We start from the raw sequence: 23,601 nt of genomic DNA, 5'->3' as shown, positions 1-23,601 counted from the left end.
ATTTGCCTGAACCGTGCGGAATGATTAATTTTATCGTTGGATAGAAAAAAGAAGATTTGATGATTTCGGAGTTGGCATTGCCTGCGGTGGACTGCCCTTTGGTTGAGATTCCTTCGCGTTTGGGCGTTCGGTTGTTTGTCAAGCGGGCGGATAAGGTTCATCCTGAAATATCGGGGAATAAATATTGGAAGTTGTTTTATAACGTCAATCATTATTTGGAGCGTCGGCCGGAGCGGCCTATGTTGATTACGTTTGGCGGGGCTTATTCTAATCATATAGCGGCGGTGTCGGCGTTAGCCAGGGAGGGTGGTTTTTCTTCGCTGGGGATTATACGGGGGCATGAATTGGAATACCGATGGCGTGAAAATCCCACGTTGGGTTATGCGGCGGGTAACGGGATGGAATTTCGTTTTGTTCGTCGGGAAGAATACCGGGACAAAGAAGGTTTGATGGTGCAGTTGGCTTCGGATTATCCTGAAGCTCTTATCCTTCCCGAGGGAGGTACTAATGCTGAAGCGGTGGAGGGGATCGAACGGATGCTTTCTCCCGATACGCAAAGATTTGATTATCTTTGCACGGCGGTGGGTACGGGCGGTACGGTAGCGGGCTTGGCAAAGTTTGCTCAAGAGCATCAGCGGGTTATTGGGTTTCCTGTCGTTAAGGATGACTCTTTGCAGGGGAAGATAAGGGCTTTGTCTGGAGGGAAGGAGGTGGCTTTGTTTGAGGCGAGTTTTGGCGGTTACGGAAAGCTTTCGGATGCGGTGGTTCGTTTTATCAATGAATTTGGGATGGACTTCGGTATTCAGCTGGAGGCGGTTTATACGGGGAAGATGATGCTGGCTCTTTTTAAGCTTATAGAGAAGGGGTATTTCCCCAAGGGAAGCAAAATTTTGGCGTTTCATACCGGAGGTTTGCAGGGGATTGCGGGGGCTAATGCTTTTTTGCAAAAGCGGGGACGTCCTACGATTGCCTTGGTGGAGTCTTAGGGCTTTTGAGATCAATACGCCCTGAGAATCAAAAAATCTAAAATAATAAAAATGAAAAAAATATTCTTGGTAACGGTCTTTTTGTGGGGAGCCAAGACGTTTGCCCAAACGTGGAATACGGAGGAGCAGTACATTCAGCGGTTTGCCCTCTATGCGGTGGAGGAGATGGAAAAATACCAGATTCCGGCCTCGATTACTTTGGCTCAGGGGCTTTTGGAAACAGGAGGCGGGCAGAGTCGTTTGGCTCGTGAAGGGAACAATCATTTCGGAATCAAATGCAAGGAGGGTTGGACGGGGCCGACGATGAAGCATACCGATGACGCTCCCAACGAGTGTTTTCGGGTGTATACCGACCCTAAAGAATCCTATGAAGACCATTCCAAATTTTTGAGGTATCGAAAGTATTATCAAGGGCTCTTTAATTTGGATCCGAAAGATTATAAGGCATGGGCACACGGTTTGAAAAAAGCGGGATATGCCACCAATCCGAAATACGCTTATATTTTGATTGGAAAGATTGAAAAGCATCGTTTATACGAGTTTGATTCGGTTTCGGCCAAGGATGTTTGGGCGACGGTGCTGAACCTTTATCCTGATCTGAAAAACGATAAGGAATTTATGGCTAAAAGCGGAATGTCGCCGTCTAAAAAAGAGCCTGTTGCGGTTCGGGTGGCTTCTGCTTCGGTTGCACCTCAAAAACCGGTGGAGCGATTTTCGGCATTGAGTGATAAGGCGGTTCTGCCTAAAACCATTTTGGTTAAGAATCATCCGAACGGTGGGCGAAAATACGTTGTGGTACCGTACGATTCGGATGTGGCTTTGGTGGCTCGGATGTTCGATATTAAAGAAAATCGTTTGATGAAGTGGAACGAGCTGGAGGAAACGAAGTTGGCCAAAAATGCCATCGTTTTTTTGGAGGGGAAAGCCTCGAGCGGAAATGTGGCGACTTATAAGACCCAAAGGGGCGATACGATGTACGGGATTTCTCAAAAATTTGGGGTGAAATTGGCCAGTTTGTATTCGAAAAACAGAATGGCTTTCGGTGAAGAACCGACCGTAGGTCAGACGATTTACCTGCAGGAAAGAAAGCCTCGGGGCGGATAAGCGGGAAAGATTTTGTAATTTTGTCGGGTTGGTCGTATGGCGGCTTTTTCGTATTAGTTAAAAAAATAATTTAAAGATAAAATGTTATATCAGAGGAGTTCCGCGCTTTTTGATGAAGCGCAAAATTATATTCCGGGCGGGGTTAATTCTCCGGTACGGGCATTCAAGTCGGTGGGAGGTGTACCGGTGTTCATGCAGTCGGCCAAAGGGGCTTACCTTACGGATGCGGACGGGCGTACCTATGTGGATTATATTAATTCTTGGGGACCGGCTATTTTGGGGCATACGCATGAGGAGGTTTTGCGTGCGGTTCAGCAGCAGGCCGAAAAAGGCTTTTCTTTTGGGACGCCTACCGAATTGGAAACAGAGATTGCTCGTTTGATTGTCGAGAATGTACCGAATATCGACCAGATTCGTATGGTGTCTTCGGGGACGGAGGCCTGCATGAGTGCGGTGCGTTTGGCTCGAGGATACACGGGACGGGACAAGATTGTAAAGTTTGAAGGGTGTTACCACGGGCATTCGGATGCGTTTTTGATTAAGGCAGGCAGTGGCGCGGCGACCTTTGGTAATCCCAACTCGCCCGGAGTAACGGCTGGTACGGCGAAGGATACGCTTTTGGCGCGTTACAATGATGCGGAACAAATTCGAGATATTTTCCGTCACCATGGCGATGCGATTGCGGCGGTTATCATCGAACCTGTAGCTGGAAACATGGGGTGTGTTTTACCGGAGAATAATTTTCTTCAGCATTTGCGGTCGCTTTGCGATGAGTATGGCGCTCTGTTGATTTTTGATGAGGTGATGACGGGATTCCGTTTGGCTTTTGGGGGAGCTCAGGAAGTTTTTGGCGTGCGAGCGGACTTGGTGACTTACGGTAAGGTTATAGGAGGCGGGATGCCGGTGGGTGCTTTCGCTGGACCGAAAGCCATTATGGAGGCCTTAGCTCCCAAAGGGGCGGTTTATCAGGCAGGGACGCTTAGTGGGAATCCTTTGGCGATGCGTGCGGGGCTTACCACGTTGCAACAGATACTCAGTACCCCTCATTTTTTTGAAAAAATCAATAAAACGGCCGAAACCCTTGATTTTGAAATCGGGAAAATTCTTAACGAAAAAGGCATCCGTCATCGTATTAACCGTAAAGGTTCGATGATGAGTGTATTTTTTGATGTTTCTTCGGTGGCTTCGTTTGATGAGGCGGCATCGGCTAATCATGCGCTTTTTAACAACTTCTTTCATCAGTTGCTTGCGCAGGGAATTTATCTTCCGCCGAGCGGTTACGAAACTTGGTTTATTTCGGCAGCCATTACGGAACGGGAGATTGATCAAACTTTGGAGGCGGTTCGCCGGTTTGAATACTCTTGATAAAGAGAAGAGTTTGAATAAAAGAGAACGGAAGGAGCCCCGGATACAGGCTTATTTTGGTTCAGGATCATAGAAAAGGATTTCGGTTTTTGAAATCCTTTTTTTTGCTTTGGGGATGGTTTTAATGTGTTGTTTTTTAGTATTTTGAGAATTGGATTGGCTGTTGGGACGACCAACGAATAAAAACCGCTTTGTTAACAAATATTTAATATTACGTTAACATTACCTCAAAACAATTAGTCCAATTTTGCGAAAATTTTTTAAACGATCTTTAAAATGAAAAAGAGCTTAGTCGCTGTCTTTATGTTTACCGGGATGTTTACGTTTGCCCAGGTAACGTCTTCGGCCATTTCAGGCGTTGTTAGGGATGCTAATGACAATCCTGTTTCGTCTTCTTCGGTGGTGGTCATCCATGAACCTTCGGGGACGAGATACACCACCAAAACCAATGCCAAAGGGGTTTATACCCTCCCTAATGTAAGGGTTGGTGGGCCTTATAAAATCATTGTGACGGCGAGTGGTAAGTCCGAAACCCAGCAGTCGGATATTTATACGACTTTGGGAAATACGGCTAACATCGACCTTGTGATGGGCGAGCGGGTGAAATCCATCGAAGGGGTTCAGATTACGGCAGTAGGGAAAAATTCTTCCATTATTAATGCCAAGGCCACCGGTGCGTCAACCACGTACGGCGTGGAGGCTCTTAACCGTACACCCACGGTAGGCAGAACAGTGAATGACGTTACCAAGTATAACCCTTACGGTAACGGGAGGTCGTTCGGAGGGCAAGATGCCCGATTTAATAATTTTACGATTGACGGAGCGGTTTTCAATAACGGTTTCGGATTGGGTTCTCAGGCTCAGGCCGGAGGACGTACGGGTTCGGGGGCGATTTCCATTGATGCTATTGAAGAAATTCAGGTGAATGTGGCGCCTTACGACGTTAAACAATCTGGTTTTGCGGGCGCAGCCATCAATGCGGTAACCCGGAGTGGTACCAATCAGTTTTCGGGCTCGGTTTTCAATTTTTGGAATAGTGGTTCGCTTACGGGAAAAAAAGCTTACGATCAGCCATTTTACCAAAAGTTTTCAACGGAAACCATGGGGGTGAGGGTAGGTGGTCCCATCATTAAAAACAAATTGTTTTTCTTTGTTAATGTGGAATCCACCGAAGGTTCTTCTCCTGCGCTCAATTACGCAACGGTAGGTTCTGGGACGCAAGGAGTACCCAGCAGGGTGCTTTATTCCGATATGGTGGACCTTAGAAACTTTATGCAGGAGCAGTTTGGGGTAAATATCGGGGCGATTGACGGATACAACAATAATTCGTACAGCCGAAAGTATTTGGGCCGTTTGGATTGGAATATCAACGATCGTAACAAACTGAGTTTCCGTTACGCTCGTCATGATAGTCAGACCGATGTAATGGTTAGTAATTCGAGCAGTGCGGGATGGGGAAATCGGACGAATTTATTTAATGCCATTTCACCGCAGAACTCAGGGTATGGTATTCAGGACAATACGCGGTCTTATGTTATGGAGCTTAATTCCACTCTATCCAATACGATTTCCAATCAGTTCATCGCGACGTATAACAAGCAGATCGAAGACCGTTCGTATAAGACGCCGGGGATTTTTCCGACCATTGACATTTTGAAAGACGGTCAGACGTATACGTCTTTGGGGATGGATCCTTTTACGCCGAATAACCGTTTGAATTATTCGACGCTTAATTTGGCTAATAATATGACGGTTTTGTTGGGGAAACATACTTTGGCCGGAGGATTGGCGTACGAACGTTTTGACTCGAATAATTTGTTTTTCCCAGCGTCCAATGGCGTTTACGTTTATAACAGCATCGAAGATTTTAAAACCGCAGTATTAGCTTACAAAGCCAATCCGAATGCGACGGTGAGCCCGGTTTCTCTTGCCCGTTATGACTATGGCTATTCCCTTTTGCCGGACGGCCGCCTTCCTTGGTCGAAGCTGAAAGTGCATACGATGAGTGCTTACCTTCAAGATACTTATCAGCCGATGGATAACCTGAGGTTGATGTTAGGCGCCAGATTGGATTACGTGAGCTTCGTAAATACGGCAGCGGACTATGCCAATCCGGTGGTTGAAGCTTTGAGGTTTAAAGATCCTTCGGGGAATGATTATAAAATTAATACGGCGACTATGCCGAAGGGAAGGCTTTATGTTTCGCCTCGTTTTGGGTTTAATTATGATGTTTTCAATGATAAAAAGACTCAATTCAGAGGGGGGACAGGCGTATTCTTGTCCAGATTGCCTTATGTTTTGATTAGTAATCAGTTGGGGAACAATGGGGTGAATGTCGGAAGATTGACCCAATTGGATACCACGGCTTTTCCGTTTACGTTAGATCCTTCACGGTTTAGACCGACTTCTGCGTCGTCGGGATCGGGGTATCAGATCAATTACACGGATCCGAACATCAAATTTCCTCAGGTTTGGAGAACCAATATCGCGGTGGATCAAAAGTTGCCGTTTGGAGGCATTGTGGCTACAGTGGAAGGGATTTACAACAAGAACATCAACGCGCTTAATTATATGGATGTTAACATGAAGCAGGCCACCGGTACGCTGGCGGGTGTGGATAACCGTCCATTGTACCCTTCGCCGAGGTTTATCAACTCTCAGGTATCCAATGCTTTTGTTTTAACGAATAATAACAAAGGCTACCAGTACTCTTTGACGGGGAAATTGGAAAAACCGGTAACCAAAAGCTGGGGAGGAATTGTCGCGTACACTTATTCCAAGGCGATTAATTTGGCGGAAATGGGAAGTACGGTTAACGGAAACGTGTACAGTACTGTACGAGGGATTAATTATTTGGAACCTTCGTTCTCTGCTAATGACATGAGACACAGGGTGATGTCGAACGTAACATACCGATTGAATTATGGCGATGGTCTTTTTGGTGGGGCAACCACTTTCACGTTAGGATTTATTGCGAACAGCGGCTGGAATACGACTTATGTTTACAACCGAGATCTGAACGGAGATGGTCTTCCGGGGAATGATTTGATGTTTGTTCCTTTAAAGGCGTCCGATTTGGTTTTTGAATCGTTTACGTCGGGAGGAACCACTTTTACGGCACAGCAGCAGGCGGAGGCGTTTGAGCGTTTTATTAGTGGTAGTGCTTATCTGAATGGACGTCGTGGGCAGTACACGGAGCGCAACGCTATCTTCTCGCCATGGGTGAAGCGTTTTGATTTGAGCATTGAGCAGGATATTGTGGCGAAGTTTTCGAGAACGGCTAAACCTAACACGTTCCGAATTCGTTTGGATATTTTGAACGTCGGTAATTTATTTAATAACCGATGGGGTGTGGGCTATAATGCGGTAACTACGACACCTTTATTGTATCAAAACCGAAAAGATGCCAACGGCAATCCGATTTACAGACTTAATACCCAGTTGGACGAATCGGGCAAAACGATTCTTTTGCGGGATCAGTTCCAAAGATCGGCTACGCTGAACGATGTGTTCCAAATCCAAATCGGATTAAGGTATATTTTCAATAAATAAGGAACTTTTGTTTTTAACTCACCGGGGCGGCCTAAAGGCCGCCCCGGTGAGTTATGATTTGATATGATGATTTATTTTTTAAGCTTTGTCGATGGCTTTTTGGGCCTCGTCCTTTAGCTCGTTGGCCGAGTTTTCCACTTTTTTTGAAACCTCATTTACTTTTCCTTTCAAATCGTTGCCCCACTTGCAAAAATTGTTTTTTACGTTGTCGATTTGGTCTTTCACTTTTTGTTTTTCTTCAGTAGACGATTTTTGGTATCTCCACCATGCCAATGCACCTAAACCTAACAGAGCCAAAAGGCCGTTTCTTTTATTTCCCATAATTAAATATTTTTTTTGATAGGATTAAAAGGAAAAAGCGTGCCACGGTTAGCGGGAAAGTATTAAAATTATGTTAAATAGAGGAGTCTGGATTTTAAGGATCGTTAAATGTGGCTTTAGCCAAGGGGATTGCAGGGGAGAAGATATTTTTTTCGTGGTGATTTTTTTGTGGACTTAGAGGAAATTGTATTTTTGCCTAACCTTGGTCGCGTGTGAGTTGGCCGGCGCATTTTAATAATTTATAACTTGGCAATGAATACTAACGTCGTCGATAATTTTAAGGCTTTGAGAGTGCGTGCACTGATATGGCCGGTGTTACTTTTGATGGTTTTGGTGGCTTTTTTGGCTTTTCATGGGGCGTTGGATCGGGAGGGGTATATCGGGATTCAGAAGGAGATGTTTATTTCACTGAATGAAATTTTGTCCAAGACACCGAGGCTTCAGTACAACTTGACTCAGTTGGGGGATGCGATGATTATGCTTTCGTTTTTGGCTATTTTAGTGGTGTACACCCCTAAAGTGTGGGAGGCTTTGGTTTCGGGATCGCTGATTTCTTTGCTCTTGTGTAATCTTCCCAAAACCTTTTTTGCCGTACCCCGGCCGGCCGCCGTTTTAGACCACGATGCATTTGTGATTGTGGGGAAAGTGCTTGCGGGGCATAATAGTCTGCCTTCGGGGCATGCGGTAACCATTTTTACTTCGCTTACGGTACTGGGAGTGGCGTTTTGGCCAAAAAGTTTTGGAGCTAAATTTTTTTGGAGCTTCTTTGTTTTGGCAGTAGGGGTGGTTTTGGGCTTGACGAGAGTGGGAGTTGGAGCACATTACCCTATGGATGTGTTGTTTGGAGGGATTTTGGGGTATGTTTCTGGGGTTTTGGGTGTTTTTGTGGCGGCTAAAAGCCGGTTGTGGTATTGGATGGGAGAGCGGCGGTTTTATCCTGTGTTTTTGGTGGCATTTTTGGCGTGCGCAGTCGTTTTAATAGGTAAAATAATGAAAGAGCCTTTGGCGGTTTATTATGTAGCAATGTTTAGTTTGCTGGTTTCTTCAACGGTAATGCTTGTGAAATATGTTCGGAAATAAGATGAGTCTCAGACGTTTTTCTTTGGTGGCAAGTGGCCTTAATTTTTTGTTTTTTCATTATCCTTTTTTTAGTTTCGTTTTTGGGAATGTGGACTATAAGGGCATTAGTGGGATTACGATTCTTTTGAGTTTAGCGGTTTTGATGGTGGTGGCCAATGCTTTTGTTTTTTATCTTTTTCTTTATTTGTTTCGTGGGTTTGGACGCTTTTTACTTTGCCTTTCGTTTTTGATTAATGCGGTGGCGGTTTATTTTATCAATACCTACAACGTTATTTTGGACGAAAGCATGATTGGCAATGTGTTTAATACCAATTATGAAGAGTCGAGCAGTTTTTTTTCGTTTAAACTGGTGCTTTACGTTTTGTTTTTGGGTGTTCTTCCGTCGGTTTACTTTATGAAAGCCAAAATAGTGAGGGTTCCGTTGAAAAAATTTCTTTCGACGGTTTCGCTTACGTTGGTTTTTATGGGCGTTATGGTGTTTGCCAATGCGGCGAATTGGCTTTGGATTGATAAAAATTCTAAGGTTTTGGGTGGCTTGGCGATGCCGTGGTCTTACTCTGTCAATACGGCTTTGTTTTTCATTCATAAACACAAGGCCAACGAAAAGGAAATTCTTCTTCCCGATGCGAAGCTGAAAGACCAAAAGAAATCCGTGGTGGTTTTGGTGATTGGTGAGTCGGCAAGGCGTCAAAATTTTTCGCTTTACGGTTATGGTAAAAATACCAATCCGCTTCTTTCCAAGAGGTCTAATCTTTTTCATTTTGATGCGGCTTCGTGTGCAACTTATACGACGGCGGGGGTGCGTTGCATTTTGGAACACGAGAATACGGGGAAGCTTTACGAAATTTTGCCTAATTATCTTTATCGCAACAAGGTGGATGTGGTTTGGCGGACGGCCAACTGGGGGGAGCCGCCGGTTCATGTCAAGGATTACCAAAGGAGAGACGATTTGGCGAAGGATTGCCAGGGGGACGATTGCGGTTATGATGGCGCTTTGCTGACGGGACTAAAGGAGCGGATAGAATCCAGCGATAAATCTAAAATTTTGGTGGTTTTACACTTGAGTACCAGTCACGGACCAACTTACAGCAAGAAATACCCGAAGGCCTTCGAGGTGTTTAAGCCGGTTTGCAATAGCGTGGATTTGGGGAAATGCACCCAGCAGGAATTGGTGAATGCTTACGATAATACGATTGTTTATACGGATTACCTTCTCAATGGGGTGATTGAGGATTTAAAGTCGCTTAAAGACTACGAGAGCACAATGATATTCGTGTCCGATCATGGCGAATCGTTGGGAGAGAAGAACTTGTACATGCATGGTTTGCCGATGAGTATGGCGCCGAAAGAGCAGTATGAAATTCCTTTTATTGTTTGGGTGTCCGATGCTTCGCGGCGGCTGAAAGCCCAATCGTCGCTTTCACAAAACCATGTTTTTCACAGTGTTTTGAATTTCTTGGGTGTCGAAAGCCCGATTTATAAGGAGGAAATGAATATTTTTGAGTAATTCTTTTCCTCCTTTAGGAGGGATTATTTTTGTGAAACTCCGAAAGCGGCTATTTTTTGATCTAAATCGCTTTTGGTGAGCATTCCTACGATTTCTTCGGTTTTGTCGCCTTTTTTCATAATGGTGAAGGGGATGGAAGAACCGTCCCAGGTTTGGAAATGATTTTCAAAAAACGTTGGATCCAAAGCGGCTCCGTCGGTAAGGATTACGTTTTTCATTTCGAATTGGTCGGCGAATTGTTTTACTTTGGTGTTCCAGTCTTTCCGGTCGTCCAGGCTAACGAAAGTAAATTTTATGGGTTGCCCTTCGGTTTCTTTTATTTTTTCTCTGAAGTGAGGCATTTCCCGCATGCAGGGGCCGCACCATGTTGCGAAAAAGTTGGTTACGTAAAGTGTATCGTTTTGGGTTTTAAGCAGTTCGGAAACTTGCTCTGGCGTGTATTCCTTTAAAGCGGAAATTTCGGTTTTTGCTTTGGTTGTTTCGGCAGTTGTTGTTTCGGCTTTATCTTTTTGGCAGGCGGTAAGGAGCAGGGCGAAGCTCGAGAGCATTAAAAGCTTTTTCATTTTTTTTTATATTTTTGTTTCATGTTATTGGAACAACCCTCATTCCGCGCGGATCATTCCGTTTTTCATCGGCTAAAAATAGTGAAAAAAGAACAACTTACCAACAGTTGTTTTTCGCTTGAATTTGATATACCACCGTCTTTGAAAGAGCGTTTTCGTTTTTCTTCGGGGCAATATGTGACTCTTCGTTACAAGCATCGGGAGAATTGGGTGGTCAATGATTATTCGATGACGTCGGCGCCTTTTGAAGAGCGGCTTTCTTTGGGGTTGAAGATTCATTCCGAGGAGAGTTCCGTTAATAGTCTTTGGGCGGATTATCAGGTGGGCGATGAGATGGAGGTTAGCGAGCCGAAAGGGCGTTTTGTTTTGAAGGTTAAACCTCATGAATTTAGAACGATTTTGGGTTTTGCTACGGGCATTGGAATTACGCCGATTCTCAGTCATTTCAAAACCATTTTGCATAGTGAGCCCCGTTCGAGGCTGTTTCTTTTTTTGGGGAACAAGACTCGTCAGGATGTGCCTTTTCGTGAAGTTTTGGAGGCTTTGGAAGAGCGTTATCCGGAACGGTTGAAGGTCTACTATTTCTTTTCGGAAGAGCAGACGGGTAATGCGTTCACTCAGGGGCGTTTGGACGAGAAGAAAGTTGGGCTTATCATCAATCAGGTGCTTCATTTGGATGAGACGGACGAAGAGTCTACGATTTGGGATTCGGTGGACGAGGTGGTAATTTGCGGTCGGGGCGAGATGATTCGTGAAGTGGCCAATGCGTGCCATCGTCACGGTATCCCGAAAAAAAATATTCATTTCGAATTGTTCGAGACTTTTAACGAAGACATTTTTCCTGTGGAGGTGGACTTTCCTTTGGTGGAAAATCTTGAGGTTCAATTTACATACAACGGTACGACGCACACGGCTCGGCTGGAAAACAATAAACACAAAATACTTCAGAGTCTTTCGGCGGAAGGTTTTGCCGTTCCGTTTTCCTGCAAATCGGGGATATGCGGTAGTTGCCGTTGCCGCTTGGAACATGGCGAGGTCGAGCTTTTAGAGAACGAATACCTTACCGAAGGCGAGGAAGAAAAAGGGTATATTCTGCCATGCATGGCGTTTGCTTTAACCGATAAAATAACGCTTGATTTTGATCGCATTTGAAAAAGCTGCTTAACATATTTCGTTTGTTTTTCGGGTTGGTGGAATTCGGCTTGGTGCTCATGATTTTAGCTAACGTTTGGGTTTATGCCCTTACCAATGGGCGTACTTATACGAGGATTTCCAAGATTCCGCCGCGGGAATTGGCTTTGGTTTTGGGGACCTCGCCCAGGACTAAAGGCGGTAATGTCAATCCCTATTTTGTTTCCCGTATGGATGCGGCGGCTTTGCTTTACCATCATGGCAAGATAAAACGGATTATTGTAAGTGGAGAAAAAAGCAGGGGGTACGACGAGCCTACGGCGATGAAGAATTTTTTGGTTTATCAGGAGGGGGTTCCGGCCGATATTATTGTGAAGGATTCCAAGGGGTTTAAGACCCAACAGAGCATTAAGCGATGCAAAGAACTCTATGGCGGGGACAATGTGATTATCGTTTCGCAGGGGTATCATAATCTTAGGGCTTTGTTTTTTGCCCGTAATCAAGACATGAATGCCTTGGGGTTTGATGCTCAGGACATCAAGCAACCGGAGAGTTATTACCGTAATCAGTCGAGGGAGTTTTTTGCACGGGTTTTGGCGGTGGTTCATTATGTTTTCGGGATTGATTAGAGTGGTTTTGCCTACGGGGTGGCTTTAGGGCGGAATGACGGATTTGTACGTGAATGAACCGTCAAAATGATTATCTTTGTAAAAAATACGTTTGAATGTTAGTGATTGGAATTGCCGGTGGAACCGGAAGTGGGAAAACCACCGTGGTGAACAAAATTTTACAGCAACTCAATGCAGAGGGGGTCAATGTGCTTTCGCAAGACAATTATTACCATGATAATCAGCATTTGTCTTTACAGGAGCGGGAAGCGCTTAATTACGATCATCCGAAATCCATTGATTTTGAGCTTTTGGTGAAGCATGTGAAGGCTTTGAAGCAGGGCGAGAATATCGATCAACCGATTTATAGCTTTGTTACGCATTCTCGCACGGGGGATCATGTGACGGTGGAACCTAAGAACGTTTTGATTGTGGAGGGGATTTTGGTGCTGACCAATAAAGAACTTTTGAAGGAGTTTGATTTGAAAGTGTTTGTTCATGCCGATTCCGATGAGCGTTTGATTCGTCGTATTCGTCGGGATACGCAGGAAAGGGGGCGGGATCTTAATGAGGTTTTGCACCGCTACCAAACCACTCTTAAGCCGATGCATAAAGAATTTATCGAACCGTCTAAAAACGAGGCGGATCTCATTGTTCCCAATATGCGGAGAAACAGTGTGGCTATTGATTTTTTGACGACGGTCATTAACAACTCCCTTAAAAAATCGCACTGATGTCGGCGCAGAAGGAATTTGAAAAAAAAACGTTTAAACGTTCGTTTCTGGGGGGTAAATTTCTCTCCAAATACTTATTGAATAAGTATAGTGTAACGCTGACGATTTTTTTTGTTTGGATGACTTTTTTCGATAGTTCTTCGTTTTTGGTTCTTCACGAACTCAATGGTGAAATAAAAAAATACGAGGAGCAGTTGGCCTATTACCAATCCGAATACGAAAAAAACGATGGGTTTTACAAGAAGCTGATGAACAATAAAGAGGAGAAAGAAAAATACGCCCGCGAAAATTATTTCATGAAAAAACCGAACGAAGAAATTTTCATTTTGGTGGCGGATAGCACTAATTTGAAACCTTCTTCCGGCAATTAAATCCACTCTTCATAAAAGCGTACGATTATGAATACCGAAGGCTCGCTTCATCAATGGGAAGAATTGGTTAGAAAACAACTGAAAACCGATGATTTGTACGGGGTTTTGTCCAAGCCCAATTTGGAAGGTCTTACGGTGAAGCCTTATTACGATGCGTCCGTTGCGTCCGTTGGGGCGCTGCCCAAAGTGGAAGAATCGCCTCATTTGGTGTCTTATTATTGGGGGGAGCAGGAGGATTCGGTTTTGGCTTACTTTATTGATCGGGCGGTTAGCGGACTTTCGGGCAAGACGCTTTTTATTGGGGATCGGGCTTTGGCTCGGGTGGGAATGATGGAGCCTGAGAACCGTTATTTTTGTATGGCGGATCCAATTTTTGAGAACGAGAAAAGGTTGGACGAGGAGCTGGGGAAGACGCTTTTATCAAGGGGTTTTTCCAGAGCTTTGGGGGTGGATGTTGCTTTGTTGCAGAATGCGGGGGCTTCCATGGTGCAGCAGGTGGCTTTGGCTTTGGCTAAAGTGAAGGAGTTGACGGAGGTTTTTGGGGCGGAGGTTTTTGGCCAACTGATTTTGCGTGTGGCGGTGGGCGGAAATTATTTTTTCGAGATAGCGAAACTTCGGGCATTGAAACTGGCCTATAATCAGCTTTCCAAAGAATTTGGCTTGAACGAAATACCTTATCTTTTTGTCGAAACTTCGATGAGGAACAAATCCGTTTACGATGAAGAAAATAATCTGATTCGGTCGACTTTGGAGGTGGCTTCGGCTATGATTGGCGGTGGGGATGCTGTTTTTTCTGGGGACTTTAAATTAAAGGCTTCCACGGCGTTATCGCGGGAAACGGCTTTTAAGCAGCAGATTCTTTTGGCTTACGAAAGTCTTATTAATGTTTTTGATGATGCGGCCGGCGGGAGTTATTATGTAGAAGATCTTACGCTTCAGATTGCTCGACGGGCGTGGGCGGATTTTTTGACGATTGAAGAAAGCGGGGGGTATCTTGCAAACCTTAGAAACGGAAGGATTCAAGAAGCGATTTATGCTCAGGCTTTGGAGGAGCAAAAGTGGGTGGAGGAAGGAAAGATGAAGCTGGTTGGGGTGAATCTTTACCCTTCGAGGGAAAAGCAACGTTCGGCTGAATCGATGTACCGTAAGGGTGAAATCAGGGCGGTTCGGCTTTCTGAGATGTTTGAGTAGGTTTTTCTTTTTTGCAAAAAAGCTTTGGCGTGATGAATTTAGAGCACTTGCTTTCGGATGAGGTTCAGTCGTTTATCGATAAAAATGCCGATGTGCCTGTGGAGCGGTTTCTTTTGACGAAATCGCCATTTCCTGAAGTTCCGATTTCGGTGATGGCGGGTCAGATTAAAGGGCGAAAAGTGGCGGCTAAAAAGTTTCCTTTTTTACTTCGGGAAGGGGTGGTTTTTCCTCCTTCGCTCAATTTGGAGCAGGCTTCTTCTTTGGCGACGGCGCGTTATAAGGCTAAGGGACTTTCGGGGGAAACATTTACGGATTTGACTTGCGGTTTTGGGATTGATGCTTTTTTTCTTTCTCGGCATTTTAAGGCGGTGGATTTGGTGGAACGAAACGCCGAATTACTCTCTATTGTTCGGCACAATTGGGGGGTGCTGGGGCGCGGAGCGAATTTTGTTTCTGGGGATCTTTTGGCTTATTTGGAGGGGCTTGGGCAGAAGCGGGATTTGATTTATTTGGATCCTGCTCGTCGGGATCGGCTTGCGAATAAGGTTTTTCTTTTGGAGGATCTTTCGCCCAACCTTTTGGAGATTGAATCTTTATTGCTTGCGAAAGGACGTCGTATCATGATTAAGCTTTCGCCTTTGATTGATTTGGCTTATTTGGTCAATACGCTGAAATCCATTGGGAAAATAGAAGTGGTTGCGGTAAAGAACGAGGTGAAGGAGCTTTTGGTTCACCTTTATCCCGAGGAGGCCGTCGAGCGGGTGCAGTGCGTTGGGGTGAATCTTGAGACCGAGGAGCCTGATTTTTCTTTTTTCTTTGGAGAAGAGGTTTTGGGGCGGTTTGGGGCACTGGAGGAGTATTTGTATCTGCCCAATAATGCGGTTCTGAAATTGGGGGCATTTCATTTGGTGGCGGAGCGTTTCGGGCTGAAAAAACTGCATCCTAATACGCATTTGTACACTTCGTCTGTGCGGCGTGAGGATTTTCCGGGTCGGGTTTTTCGTGCGCAGAGTATTGATGCCAAACACCTTAAGAAGGGCGAACGTTATAACATTATTTCTAAAAATCATCCTTTGAAGCCCGAAGCCATTAAGAAGAAATACAAATTGAAAGACGGTGGTTCGCGTTATCTTATTTTTACCCGCGGGATGGAAGGGACGCTTATTTTGGAAGCCGATCCGCTTCCTTGAAAAAACCAAACAAAAAGTTTTGCCGTTAGGGGCAATATTTCTTATTTTTGAGGCGGTGTTTTCTGCAAAACGGATAAACACGCGGATAAAGATTAAAAAGATAGATTACGATATGAAAAAAGTATTATTGGCATGTTCTTTTGCCGCGCTGGTGCTTAGCTGCAAAAAAATTCCTGAAGGAGGAAACCGTGGGGTTATCAAAATGGAGCACGGGACGGAGCGTTACGACGATCACGAAGTGAGAGGAGGGGTGCACCATGCGCAGGAATCTTCTGTGGCGGGTGCAGAACGCACCGTTGTGGAAGTGGATGTTAACGGCGCTAAACTTAAGGCTTACCAAGGAGGCTTGGAGCAAGGTTTGGTTGACTTTTTGGCTTCGGGTAAATACACTAATGCGGCGGATGATGCGGCATTGAAGGATCAATGGTTCAATTTTGATAATGTGAACTTCAAGATGGGGTCTTCCTCCGAGTTGGAAGCCGGCTCTGAGGCTCAATTAAACAACTTGGCGGCAATTTTGAAGGCTTATCCAGAGGCAAAAATCAAAATCGGAGGGTACACCGATAAGACGGGAGACGAAGCGGTTAATAAAAAAATCTCTCAAGGTCGTGCCGATTACATTAAGGCTCAACTTACTCGTTTGGGGGTAGGTTCTCAGGTGGTTTCTGCGGAGGGGTACGGTAGCGAATTTGCTAAAGTTCCTGCTGAGGCGTCTGATAGTGAAAGGGCTGCCGATAGAAAAATGGCGGTTCGTTTTACGAAATAAAAACGATTTTATCCAAATAAAGTTTAAATGTCTTGCGTCAGCAGGGCATTTTTTTTAATTTTACGCAATACACTAAAAATTAAGAAATGCAGGATACATTAAATTACATTCAGAATAACCGCTCGCGTTACGTGGAGGAGTTGTTTGAACTTTTGCGTATTGCTTCCATTAGTGCCGATCCGGCGTACAATCAGGATGTTTTGGATTGTGCCGAAAAGGTGGCGGAGCATTTGCGCCATGCGGGCGCCGATGAGGTGGAGGTATGCGAGACGGAGGGTTACCCTATTGTTTTTGGGCAGAAGATTATTAATCCGGATTTGCCTACGGTGTTGGTTTATGGGCATTATGACGTTCAGCCGCCCGATCCTTTGGAGTTATGGCATAAGCCTCCTTTCGAGCCTTATATTAAGGAAACGGCGCTGCATCCTGAGGGGGCTATTTTTGCTCGTGGGGCAGCGGACGACAAGGGGCAGTTTTTCATGCATGTGAAAGCTTTTGAGGCTATGATGAAAACCGACAGTCTTCCTTGCAATGTAAAGTTTATTATTGAAGGGGAGGAGGAAGTCGGCTCGAAGAGCCTTGAAGGCTTTGTTAAGAGCAATACCGAGAAGCTTTCTTGCGATTGTATTTTGATTTCCGATACGCATATTTACAGCAGGGAGCAACCTACGGTTACCACGGGTCTTCGGGGGCTTAGTTACGTGGAAGTGGAAGTGGAAGGGCCTAATCGGGATTTGCATTCGGGGCTTTATGGGGGAGCGGTTCCAAACCCTATTCACGTATTATCGCGGATGATTGCGGGCTTGATAGACGAAAACGGGCATATTACGATTGACGGATTTTACGATAATGTTTTGGTGGTTTCCGATGAGGAACGTGTCGAAATGAATAAGTTGAAAGACAATCCTGAGGAGTTTAAGAATTCCATTGGCTTGAAGGGAGTGGAAGGCGAGAAGGGGTATACCACTTTGGAAAGGACTTCCATCCGTCCGACGCTGGACTGCAATGGCATTTGGGGAGGTTATACGGGTGAAGGGGCAAAAACGGTGATTCCGTCGAAGGCTTATGCGAAGATTTCGATGCGTTTGGTGCCTTACCAGACGCCGGAGGAAATTACGGAGAAGTTCACGGCATATTTCAATAAAATTGCGCCGGATAATGTGAAGGTAACCGTTACGCCTCACCATGGCGGTATGCCTTATGTGCTGCCTAGTGATACCAAGGAATTTTTGGCGGCTAAAAAGGCGATGGAAACTGCTTTCGGCAAGGAGGTTCTGCCTTACCGTAGTGGTGGAAGTATTCCGATTACGGCGATGTTCGAGCAGGTTCTTGGGGCGAAATCGGTACTGATGGGCTTTGGTTTGGATTCGGATGCGATTCATTCGCCGAACGAGCATTATGGGTTGTTTAATTTCTACAAAGGCATTGAGAGTATTCCGTTGTTCTTTGAGAATTATGCGAAAGGCTGAACGTTGTTTTAAAAGCGTTAAAGTTTTATTAAACCTAAAAAACATCTCTCTTCGGGGGGATGTTTTTTGTATTTTTAGGGAATGGAAAACAAAGTGATTTACATTACGGGCGGAACCAAGGGGATTGGTTACGGTATTGCGGAGGTTCTGCTCCAACGAGGGTATTCGGTAGCGATTAGTGGGCGTGGGGCGGAAGATGTGGCTGAGGCTTGCCGGGCTTTGTCGGCGATTTCGGAGCGTGTGTTCGGAGTGGCTTCCGACGTGCGACGTTATGAGGATGAGCAGAAAGCGGTTCGGGCGATTGTGGAAAAGTTCGGACGTTTGGATGGGGTGGTGGCCAATGCGGGGCTCGGGGTTTTCAAGTCGGTGGATGAGCTTTCTACGGAAGAGTGGCAGGCCATGATAGACACGAACCTTACGGGAGCGTTTCACACCATGAAAGCGGCTGTGGAGGAGTTGAAAAAAAGCGAGGGGTATTATATCAGCATTGCGAGTTTGGCGGGGGCTTATTTTTTTGAAAAGGCTTCGGGGTATAACGCTTCCAAATTTGGCGTGGTAGGCTTTACGCAGGCGGCGATGTTGGATCTTAGAAAGTACGGGATTCGTGCGGTAACCATTATGCCGGGGTCGGTTGCTTCTTATTTTAACGGTAACGAGCCTTCTTTAGCGGACGATTGGAAGATTCAGCCGGAAGACATGGGGCATTTGGTGGCCGACGTTTTGAGGATGAATCCTCGCGTGCTTCCCAGCAAGATTGAGTTCCGCCCTTCGAGACCGGATTTGAAGCCTTAATCGGGTGGAGGAATGCGGCGAATAATAAAAACTTTTAATTATTATGCATGCATAATATATTTTTTGTTATTTTAGCCTTAGCCAAAAAACAGATTTGATTTTATTAGAAACGATTTTTTAAAATTATAGACACATGAAAATATTAGTTTGCATCAGTAGTGTTCCGGATACTACTTCGAAGATTAATTTTACGGCGGATCGGTCGGCGTTTGACAAAAACGGAATCCAGTGGGTGATTAACCCTTTGGACGAATTTGCGCTGACGAGGGCGATTCAGCTGCAGCAGAGCCAAGGGGCTAGCGTAACGGTGGTGAATGTCGGGATGGCGGAAACCGAAGCGGTTATCCGTAAGGCATTGGCTATTGGGGCTAACGATGCGGTTCGGGTAAACGCGGAGCCGATGGACAGTCTTTCGGTGGCCAAGGCGATTGCCGAGGTGGCTCGAAGTGGAGGGTACGATTTGGTGCTTTGCGGAAAGGAGTCGATTGACTATAACGGCGGGGCGGTTCCTGCAATGGTGGCGCAGTTGTTGGGCTGTGGGTTTGTGAACGGCGCTGTGGGCTTGGAGGTTAGTGGCAGCGAGGCGACTGTGGTTCGGGAAATTGAGGGAGGTAAAGAAACCGTGGCTTTAACGCTTCCTGCGGTTATTGCAGGGCAGAAGGGATTGGTGGACGAGAAAGACCTTATCATTCCTAATATGCGGGGGATTATGTCGGCGCGGACTAAACCTCTTAACGTTCAGGAGCCTGCGGCATCGGAAGCGAAGGTAAAAGCGGTTTCTTTCGAGAGTGTGCCTCCGAGAGCGGCGGTGAAGATGGTTTCTCCGGATCAGTTGGACGAGCTGGTACGTTTGCTTCACGAGGAGGCCAAAGTCATCTAAATCTTAGTTTCAGTACTTATTTTTCATTTTAAAACATTATTATCATGGCAGTATTTGTATACGCAGAAAATATAAACGGAGCTTATAAAAAATCGGCTCTTGAGGCGGTGGCTTATGCCAAGGCGGTGGCCGAAAAAACGGGAGATACGGTTACGGCGGTTACCGTTAATCCTACCGAATCTTCCGAAACGCTTTACCGCTATGGGGCGGATAAGGTGATTAAGGTGCAGGACGAGGGGCTTAAGGCTTTTAGTCCTCGGGCTTACGCTGAAGTTCTTTCGGGGGTGGCTGAGGCTCAGGTGGTGGTTTTTCCTCACACGGCCGATGCTTCTTCGGTGGCTCCGATGTTGGCGGTTATTAAAGATTTTTCTTTGGTTACCAATGTGTTGGAAGTGCCGGAGAGTGTTTCTCCTTTTCGGGTAAAGCGTAAAGCTTTTTCGGGTAAGGGGTATATGCAGGCTCAGGCGGAAGGTCAGGGCGTTGTGGTCACGGTTTCGCCTAATGCTTTTGGGGCGAAAGAGCATCCGGTATCGGGTAGCGAGGAGGTTTTGTCGGTATCGGCTTCTGTTCAGGATACGAAGGTGGTTTCTCATGAGCAGTCTTCGGGCAAATTGGATCTGAAGGAGGCGGAAATCGTGGTGTCGGCGGGACGCGGTATGAAAGGCCCCGAAAATTGGGGGATGGTGGAAGACTTGGCTAATGTTTTGGGGGCGGCTACGGCTTGTTCTAAGCCGGTTTCCGATATTGGATGGCGTCCGCATAGCGAGCACGTGGGGCAGACGGGTAAGGCTATTGCGCCTAATCTTTACGTGGCTGTCGGAATATCGGGAGCCATCCAACATTTGGCGGGGGTTAACTCTTCCAAGACCATCGTGGTGATCAATAACGATCCGGAGGCGCCTTTCTTTAAATCGGCGGATTACGGGGTGGTTGGCGATGCATTTCAGGTTTTGCCGGCACTTACCGAAAAGATTAAAGCTCTGAAAGGTTAATCGTTTCCTTTTTTTTAACTTTTTTCGAGTGAAAAGCCCTCGAATCTTTCTTAAAGGTTCGGGGGCTTTCGGTTTGGGTATCAACCCAATTTCCGACTTAACCACAAATCTGCTATCTTTGCAGAAATTAAGTACAAGAAATGAGTAGAGAACAAAATAACGGCAGATCCAAACGGTCGGGCTTTCAGAAAACGGGAAGTTTCGGCGGTGCACGTCCTTCTAAGCGTACGGGCAAAACGTTTGACAGCCGGGACAAATACGAACGAGGCAACCTGAAATACGGTCGCCGTCCTTCGGATGCGAGGGAAAGGGACGAAGAGCGTACGCGGGGCTTTGTGCAGAAACGCCGTCTTCAGAAGATAGAGAAAGACATCCACAAAGACACCATTCGCCTGAACAAATACATCGCCAATTCGGGAATCTGCAGCCGTAGGGAGGCGGACGAACTCATCAGACAAGGGTTGGTGGAAGTGAATGGAAAGGTGGTGACGGAAATGGGGTATCAGGTTCTGAAGACCGACCGTGTGGTGTTCGACGGGCAGAGTATTACTCCGGAGAAGCCCGTTTATGTCTTACTAAACAAGCCTAAAGGCTATATCTCGACTACGAAAGACGAGAAAGCCCGGAAGACGGTAATGGATTTGGTGGCGAATGCCTCGCCTTACCGGGTGTTTCCTGTGGGGCGACTGGATCGGAGTACCACGGGGGTCATTTTGCTGACCAATGACGGGCATCTTACCAAAAAACTGACGCACCCTTCGTTTCAGATTAAAAAGATTTACCATGTAACGTTGGATCGTAAGCTTTCGGGGGAAGATTTGAAAGCGATTGCCGAGGGGATTCGTTTGGAGGAAGGGGTGGCTCAGGTGGATTCCATCTCCTATATCGAGGGCAAGCCGAAGAATGAAATTGGTATCGAGATTCACATCGGTTGGAACCGTGTGATTCGTAGGATTTTCCAACGTTTGGGGTACGAGGTGGAGGCTTTGGATCGCGTGATGTTTGCGGGGCTTACGAAGAAGAACATTAAGCGCGGGCATTGGCGCATCCTCACCGAGTTGGAGGTGAACAATCTGAAGATGCTTTAGGCTGTTTTTGGGACTGAAATAGGGAGGGAGCGCTTCTGTTTTTCCTCTTTGGTTTATACGGCTTTTCCTTTTGCGGGAAGGCTTTTTTTATTACGACAAACCCAATGAAGCCTTTGGTTTTTTGTGATTTTTAGGGTTTTTGAAGCTGAAAATTGAAATAAATCAGGGTAAAAAACTTGTGCATGTCCTCATAGTTTTCTACATTTGGCTCGTTATGCTTTTGGGACCCAATCACATCCGAAAAAACGAAAAAAAACAACCGAAAAATTTGGTGGTTTCGGATAATCGTGTAAACACACACACACACACACACACACACACACACACACACACTTACGTCCCCTAAGTCCTTATAAAAGCGCGCAGGCACGCGTATCTTACAAAAATTTTTCGGAAAAACCAACGGCACTTTATTTTTTTGGGGCTTTGGTTTTAGGCGTTGTTTTGAGAAGTCTGTTTTCTCAAAACAACGCTTTTTTGGTTTCTGCCTTTGTGGTCGCTTTGGCCGCTATTCTTTTTCCATTTTCGCGAAGTTCATTTTTAACGCTAAATCCCAAGCTAAAAGCCCTTCTTTGTTTTCATAAGTTAAAGTTTAAGTGTATCGGGGCTTTTATCCGCCGGAAGGTCGCCCCATGGCTTTCCGGCTTTCTTGCGAAACTTTATCCGATTGAACGTCAATAAAATCGGAAAGCATGAAAAAATATGAACACAAATCAAAATATAACAATTAAAAAACACAGCGTATGAAAACAATCTTATCCCGATTGACTTTGTCGGTTTTCTTGTCGGCAGGTCTTACTTTAAACGCCCAAAAGGCGAAGACAGAAGGAGCCGTAGGCATTAATACCACCTCTCCGCACGCCACCTTGGACATCAAGGCTTATGCTGAGACGGGAGACAGCGCAGAGGGCATCCTTATCCCCCGTGTAACGGCCTCCCGTGCAGAAAGCATGGGCGATAATATGGCCGACGGCACTTTGTTGTATCTTACGGAGGGCGTGGCGGGAGCAGGGACGACCTCTTTGTTCAACGGCAAAGGCTTTTATTATTTTGAGGCTTCGTCCAAAAAATGGTTGAAGCTGGGCAGTACCCCGACTTATACGGCGGAAAACGGGCTGAGCATGAACGGTACAACCCTTCGATTGGGCGGAACCCTAAACCAAGCGACGACCATCCAACAGAATGGAAACGATCTCAAATTTATGGGGAATGGTAATGTAGGGATAGGCACCCAAAGCCCATCACAAAAATTAGAGGTCAACGGCAATGCCAAAATCAACCAAATGACTGATGCTACACCGTTAGAAAGCGAGTACACTAAGGCTGTAGTCGCAAAACCCGATGGGACTTTAGGAGTGGTAAGTAGAACCAACCCTACAGTACCTAGTGGAGTAGATGTTATCTATGGTAATGGTGCTGAAAATGTAGATGCAATGGAAGGACAAACTTTTTATGATATAGAAAAAAATTCTGCTAGTACAGGTCCTAATTATACTAGATATACAGGGCAATCTATTACTTTACCTCCTGGTAAATGGGTAGTTTATTGTTCATATTTTCTACATCCAACTCAGAGTCTTACAGATAATCAAGTGATATGGGTAAGGGGAACTATTTCGGAAACCAAGGAAAATGGATTGTTTGGATATATTTCAACGGCTGTTGCTACAGGAAGCCCTATACTTATATCAGCTAATATTCTGCCTCATACTAATTATGGTACTGCAAGTGGGATATGGATGATTAATAATGATAGTATAGTTGCAAAGACCTACTATGTTAAAATTTCTATCGAAATTGCATCAGGCACATTCATTAACACTCCAACAACAACATTAAGTCCTATCTCTTCTGGAAACTGGCTTGAAAATTATTTATTTGCTTTAAAACGAAACTAAAAACATCAATATT

The 23,601-nt window shown here is 45.5% G+C and carries 21 protein-coding genes; 19 read left to right on the top strand and 2 right to left on the bottom strand.

The features are described 5' to 3' along the window. Positions 1-59: 59 nt before the first annotated feature. The 4 genes from VQ048_RS07100 (at position 60) to VQ048_RS07085 (ending at position 7,007) form a co-directional block, all read left to right on the top strand. On the top strand, positions 60-986 hold the full coding sequence (locus tag VQ048_RS07100; protein ID WP_327610998.1) for a 1-aminocyclopropane-1-carboxylate deaminase/D-cysteine desulfhydrase: 927 nt from the start codon (positions 60-62) through the stop codon (positions 984-986). 51 nt (positions 987-1,037) lie between these two features. Further along, entirely contained in the window at positions 1,038-2,090 is a 1,053-nt protein-coding gene (locus tag VQ048_RS07095) for a glucosaminidase domain-containing protein (protein ID WP_327610997.1), read from the top strand. Between the two features lie 81 nt (positions 2,091-2,171). Then, positions 2,172-3,455 (top strand): glutamate-1-semialdehyde 2,1-aminomutase, encoded by a 1,284-nt coding sequence (gene hemL, locus VQ048_RS07090; RefSeq protein ID WP_327610996.1) that lies wholly within the window; start codon positions 2,172-2,174, stop codon positions 3,453-3,455. Between the two features lie 276 nt (positions 3,456-3,731). After that, a complete protein-coding gene (locus VQ048_RS07085) occupies positions 3,732-7,007 on the top strand; it encodes a TonB-dependent receptor (RefSeq protein ID WP_327610995.1) in 3,276 nt (1,091 codons plus the stop codon). A gap of 78 nt (positions 7,008-7,085) precedes the next feature. Here VQ048_RS07085 and VQ048_RS07080 read toward each other — a convergent pair whose 3' ends face one another. Then, positions 7,086-7,328 (bottom strand): YtxH domain-containing protein, encoded by a 243-nt coding sequence (locus VQ048_RS07080; protein WP_327610994.1) that lies wholly within the window; start codon positions 7,326-7,328, stop codon positions 7,086-7,088. Between the two features lie 252 nt (positions 7,329-7,580). Here VQ048_RS07080 and VQ048_RS07075 point away from each other — a divergent pair, with 252 nt between their 5' ends. After that, on the top strand, positions 7,581-8,408 hold the full coding sequence (locus VQ048_RS07075) for a phosphatase PAP2 family protein (RefSeq protein ID WP_327610993.1): 828 nt from the start codon (positions 7,581-7,583) through the stop codon (positions 8,406-8,408). Next, the gene (gene eptA / locus VQ048_RS07070) at positions 8,395-9,915 is read left to right on the top strand and encodes a phosphoethanolamine--lipid A transferase EptA (RefSeq protein WP_327610992.1); all 1,521 of its coding nucleotides are present in this window, start codon (positions 8,395-8,397) and stop codon (positions 9,913-9,915) included. Before VQ048_RS07075 ends, eptA begins: the two co-directional genes overlap by 14 nt. Before the next feature lie 23 nt (positions 9,916-9,938). Here the strand turns inward: eptA and VQ048_RS07065 are convergent, their stop codons facing one another. Beyond that, positions 9,939-10,478, bottom strand: a complete 540-nt coding sequence (locus VQ048_RS07065) for a TlpA family protein disulfide reductase (protein WP_327610991.1) — start codon at positions 10,476-10,478, stop codon at positions 9,939-9,941. 21 nt (positions 10,479-10,499) lie between these two features. On the opposite strand from VQ048_RS07065, the gene VQ048_RS07060 reads away from it, so the two are divergent. From VQ048_RS07060 to VQ048_RS07000, 13 genes are all read left to right on the top strand, one after another. Further along, entirely contained in the window at positions 10,500-11,630 is a 1,131-nt protein-coding gene (locus tag VQ048_RS07060; RefSeq protein ID WP_327610990.1) for a 2Fe-2S iron-sulfur cluster-binding protein, read from the top strand. Continuing rightward, positions 11,627-12,238, top strand: a complete 612-nt coding sequence (locus VQ048_RS07055) for a SanA/YdcF family protein (RefSeq protein WP_327610989.1) — start codon at positions 11,627-11,629, stop codon at positions 12,236-12,238. Before VQ048_RS07060 ends, VQ048_RS07055 begins: the two co-directional genes overlap by 4 nt. 95 nt (positions 12,239-12,333) lie before the next feature. Beyond that, the gene (gene udk, locus VQ048_RS07050) at positions 12,334-12,951 is read left to right on the top strand and encodes a uridine kinase (RefSeq protein ID WP_327610988.1); all 618 of its coding nucleotides are present in this window, start codon (positions 12,334-12,336) and stop codon (positions 12,949-12,951) included. Then, complete coding sequence (locus VQ048_RS07045; RefSeq protein WP_327610987.1) at positions 12,951-13,322, top strand: FtsB family cell division protein; 372 nt, start codon at positions 12,951-12,953, stop codon at positions 13,320-13,322. Before udk ends, VQ048_RS07045 begins: the two co-directional genes overlap by 1 nt. A 27-nt stretch (positions 13,323-13,349) precedes the next feature. Continuing rightward, positions 13,350-14,513, top strand: a complete 1,164-nt coding sequence (locus VQ048_RS07040; RefSeq protein ID WP_327610985.1) for a methylmalonyl-CoA mutase family protein — start codon at positions 13,350-13,352, stop codon at positions 14,511-14,513. A gap of 32 nt (positions 14,514-14,545) precedes the next feature. Then, entirely contained in the window at positions 14,546-15,703 is a 1,158-nt protein-coding gene (locus VQ048_RS07035; RefSeq protein WP_327610984.1) for a class I SAM-dependent methyltransferase, read from the top strand. 112 nt (positions 15,704-15,815) lie between these two features. Then, the gene (locus VQ048_RS07030) at positions 15,816-16,469 is read left to right on the top strand and encodes an OmpA family protein (RefSeq protein WP_327610983.1); all 654 of its coding nucleotides are present in this window, start codon (positions 15,816-15,818) and stop codon (positions 16,467-16,469) included. 86 nt (positions 16,470-16,555) lie between these two features. Next, a complete protein-coding gene (locus VQ048_RS07025; protein WP_327610982.1) occupies positions 16,556-17,938 on the top strand; it encodes a dipeptidase in 1,383 nt (460 codons plus the stop codon). Between the two features lie 81 nt (positions 17,939-18,019). Next, complete coding sequence (locus tag VQ048_RS07020) at positions 18,020-18,730, top strand: SDR family oxidoreductase (RefSeq protein WP_327610981.1); 711 nt, start codon at positions 18,020-18,022, stop codon at positions 18,728-18,730. A 133-nt stretch (positions 18,731-18,863) separates the two neighbouring features. Continuing rightward, on the top strand, positions 18,864-19,610 hold the full coding sequence (locus VQ048_RS07015) for an electron transfer flavoprotein subunit beta/FixA family protein (protein ID WP_327610980.1): 747 nt from the start codon (positions 18,864-18,866) through the stop codon (positions 19,608-19,610). A gap of 44 nt (positions 19,611-19,654) precedes the next feature. Next, positions 19,655-20,602 (top strand): electron transfer flavoprotein subunit alpha/FixB family protein, encoded by a 948-nt coding sequence (locus tag VQ048_RS07010; protein WP_327610979.1) that lies wholly within the window; start codon positions 19,655-19,657, stop codon positions 20,600-20,602. Positions 20,603-20,742: 140 nt separating this feature from the next. Then, the gene (locus tag VQ048_RS07005; RefSeq protein WP_327610978.1) at positions 20,743-21,690 is read left to right on the top strand and encodes a pseudouridine synthase; all 948 of its coding nucleotides are present in this window, start codon (positions 20,743-20,745) and stop codon (positions 21,688-21,690) included. Between the two features lie 743 nt (positions 21,691-22,433). Next, positions 22,434-23,588, top strand: a complete 1,155-nt coding sequence (locus VQ048_RS07000; RefSeq protein ID WP_327610977.1) for a phage tail-like protein — start codon at positions 22,434-22,436, stop codon at positions 23,586-23,588. Positions 23,589-23,601 lie beyond the last annotated feature (13 nt).

The sequence above is a fragment of the Bergeyella anatis genome (genome assembly GCF_036016955.1).
GTDB lineage: Bacteria > Bacteroidota > Bacteroidia > Flavobacteriales > Weeksellaceae > JAYWXI01.
This window is presented reverse-complemented; position numbering and strand designations above follow the sequence as displayed.

Coding starts and splice junctions, on each gene's coding strand:
- VQ048_RS07100 (WP_327610998.1), top strand. CDS start 60: ATGATTTCGGAGTTGGCATTGCCTGCGGTGGACTGCCCTTTGGTTGAG.
- VQ048_RS07095 (WP_327610997.1), top strand. CDS start 1,038: ATGAAAAAAATATTCTTGGTAACGGTCTTTTTGTGGGGAGCCAAGACG.
- hemL (WP_327610996.1), top strand. CDS start 2,172: ATGTTATATCAGAGGAGTTCCGCGCTTTTTGATGAAGCGCAAAATTAT.
- VQ048_RS07085 (WP_327610995.1), top strand. CDS start 3,732: ATGAAAAAGAGCTTAGTCGCTGTCTTTATGTTTACCGGGATGTTTACG.
- VQ048_RS07080 (WP_327610994.1), bottom strand. CDS start 7,328: ATGGGAAATAAAAGAAACGGCCTTTTGGCTCTGTTAGGTTTAGGTGCA.
- VQ048_RS07075 (WP_327610993.1), top strand. CDS start 7,581: ATGAATACTAACGTCGTCGATAATTTTAAGGCTTTGAGAGTGCGTGCA.
- eptA (WP_327610992.1), top strand. CDS start 8,395: ATGTTCGGAAATAAGATGAGTCTCAGACGTTTTTCTTTGGTGGCAAGT.
- VQ048_RS07065 (WP_327610991.1), bottom strand. CDS start 10,478: ATGAAAAAGCTTTTAATGCTCTCGAGCTTCGCCCTGCTCCTTACCGCC.
- VQ048_RS07060 (WP_327610990.1), top strand. CDS start 10,500: ATGTTATTGGAACAACCCTCATTCCGCGCGGATCATTCCGTTTTTCAT.
- udk (WP_327610988.1), top strand. CDS start 12,334: ATGTTAGTGATTGGAATTGCCGGTGGAACCGGAAGTGGGAAAACCACC.
- VQ048_RS07045 (WP_327610987.1), top strand. CDS start 12,951: ATGTCGGCGCAGAAGGAATTTGAAAAAAAAACGTTTAAACGTTCGTTT.
- VQ048_RS07040 (WP_327610985.1), top strand. CDS start 13,350: ATGAATACCGAAGGCTCGCTTCATCAATGGGAAGAATTGGTTAGAAAA.
- VQ048_RS07035 (WP_327610984.1), top strand. CDS start 14,546: ATGAATTTAGAGCACTTGCTTTCGGATGAGGTTCAGTCGTTTATCGAT.
- VQ048_RS07030 (WP_327610983.1), top strand. CDS start 15,816: ATGAAAAAAGTATTATTGGCATGTTCTTTTGCCGCGCTGGTGCTTAGC.
- VQ048_RS07025 (WP_327610982.1), top strand. CDS start 16,556: ATGCAGGATACATTAAATTACATTCAGAATAACCGCTCGCGTTACGTG.
- VQ048_RS07020 (WP_327610981.1), top strand. CDS start 18,020: ATGGAAAACAAAGTGATTTACATTACGGGCGGAACCAAGGGGATTGGT.
- VQ048_RS07015 (WP_327610980.1), top strand. CDS start 18,864: ATGAAAATATTAGTTTGCATCAGTAGTGTTCCGGATACTACTTCGAAG.
- VQ048_RS07010 (WP_327610979.1), top strand. CDS start 19,655: ATGGCAGTATTTGTATACGCAGAAAATATAAACGGAGCTTATAAAAAA.
- VQ048_RS07005 (WP_327610978.1), top strand. CDS start 20,743: ATGAGTAGAGAACAAAATAACGGCAGATCCAAACGGTCGGGCTTTCAG.
- VQ048_RS07000 (WP_327610977.1), top strand. CDS start 22,434: ATGAAAACAATCTTATCCCGATTGACTTTGTCGGTTTTCTTGTCGGCA.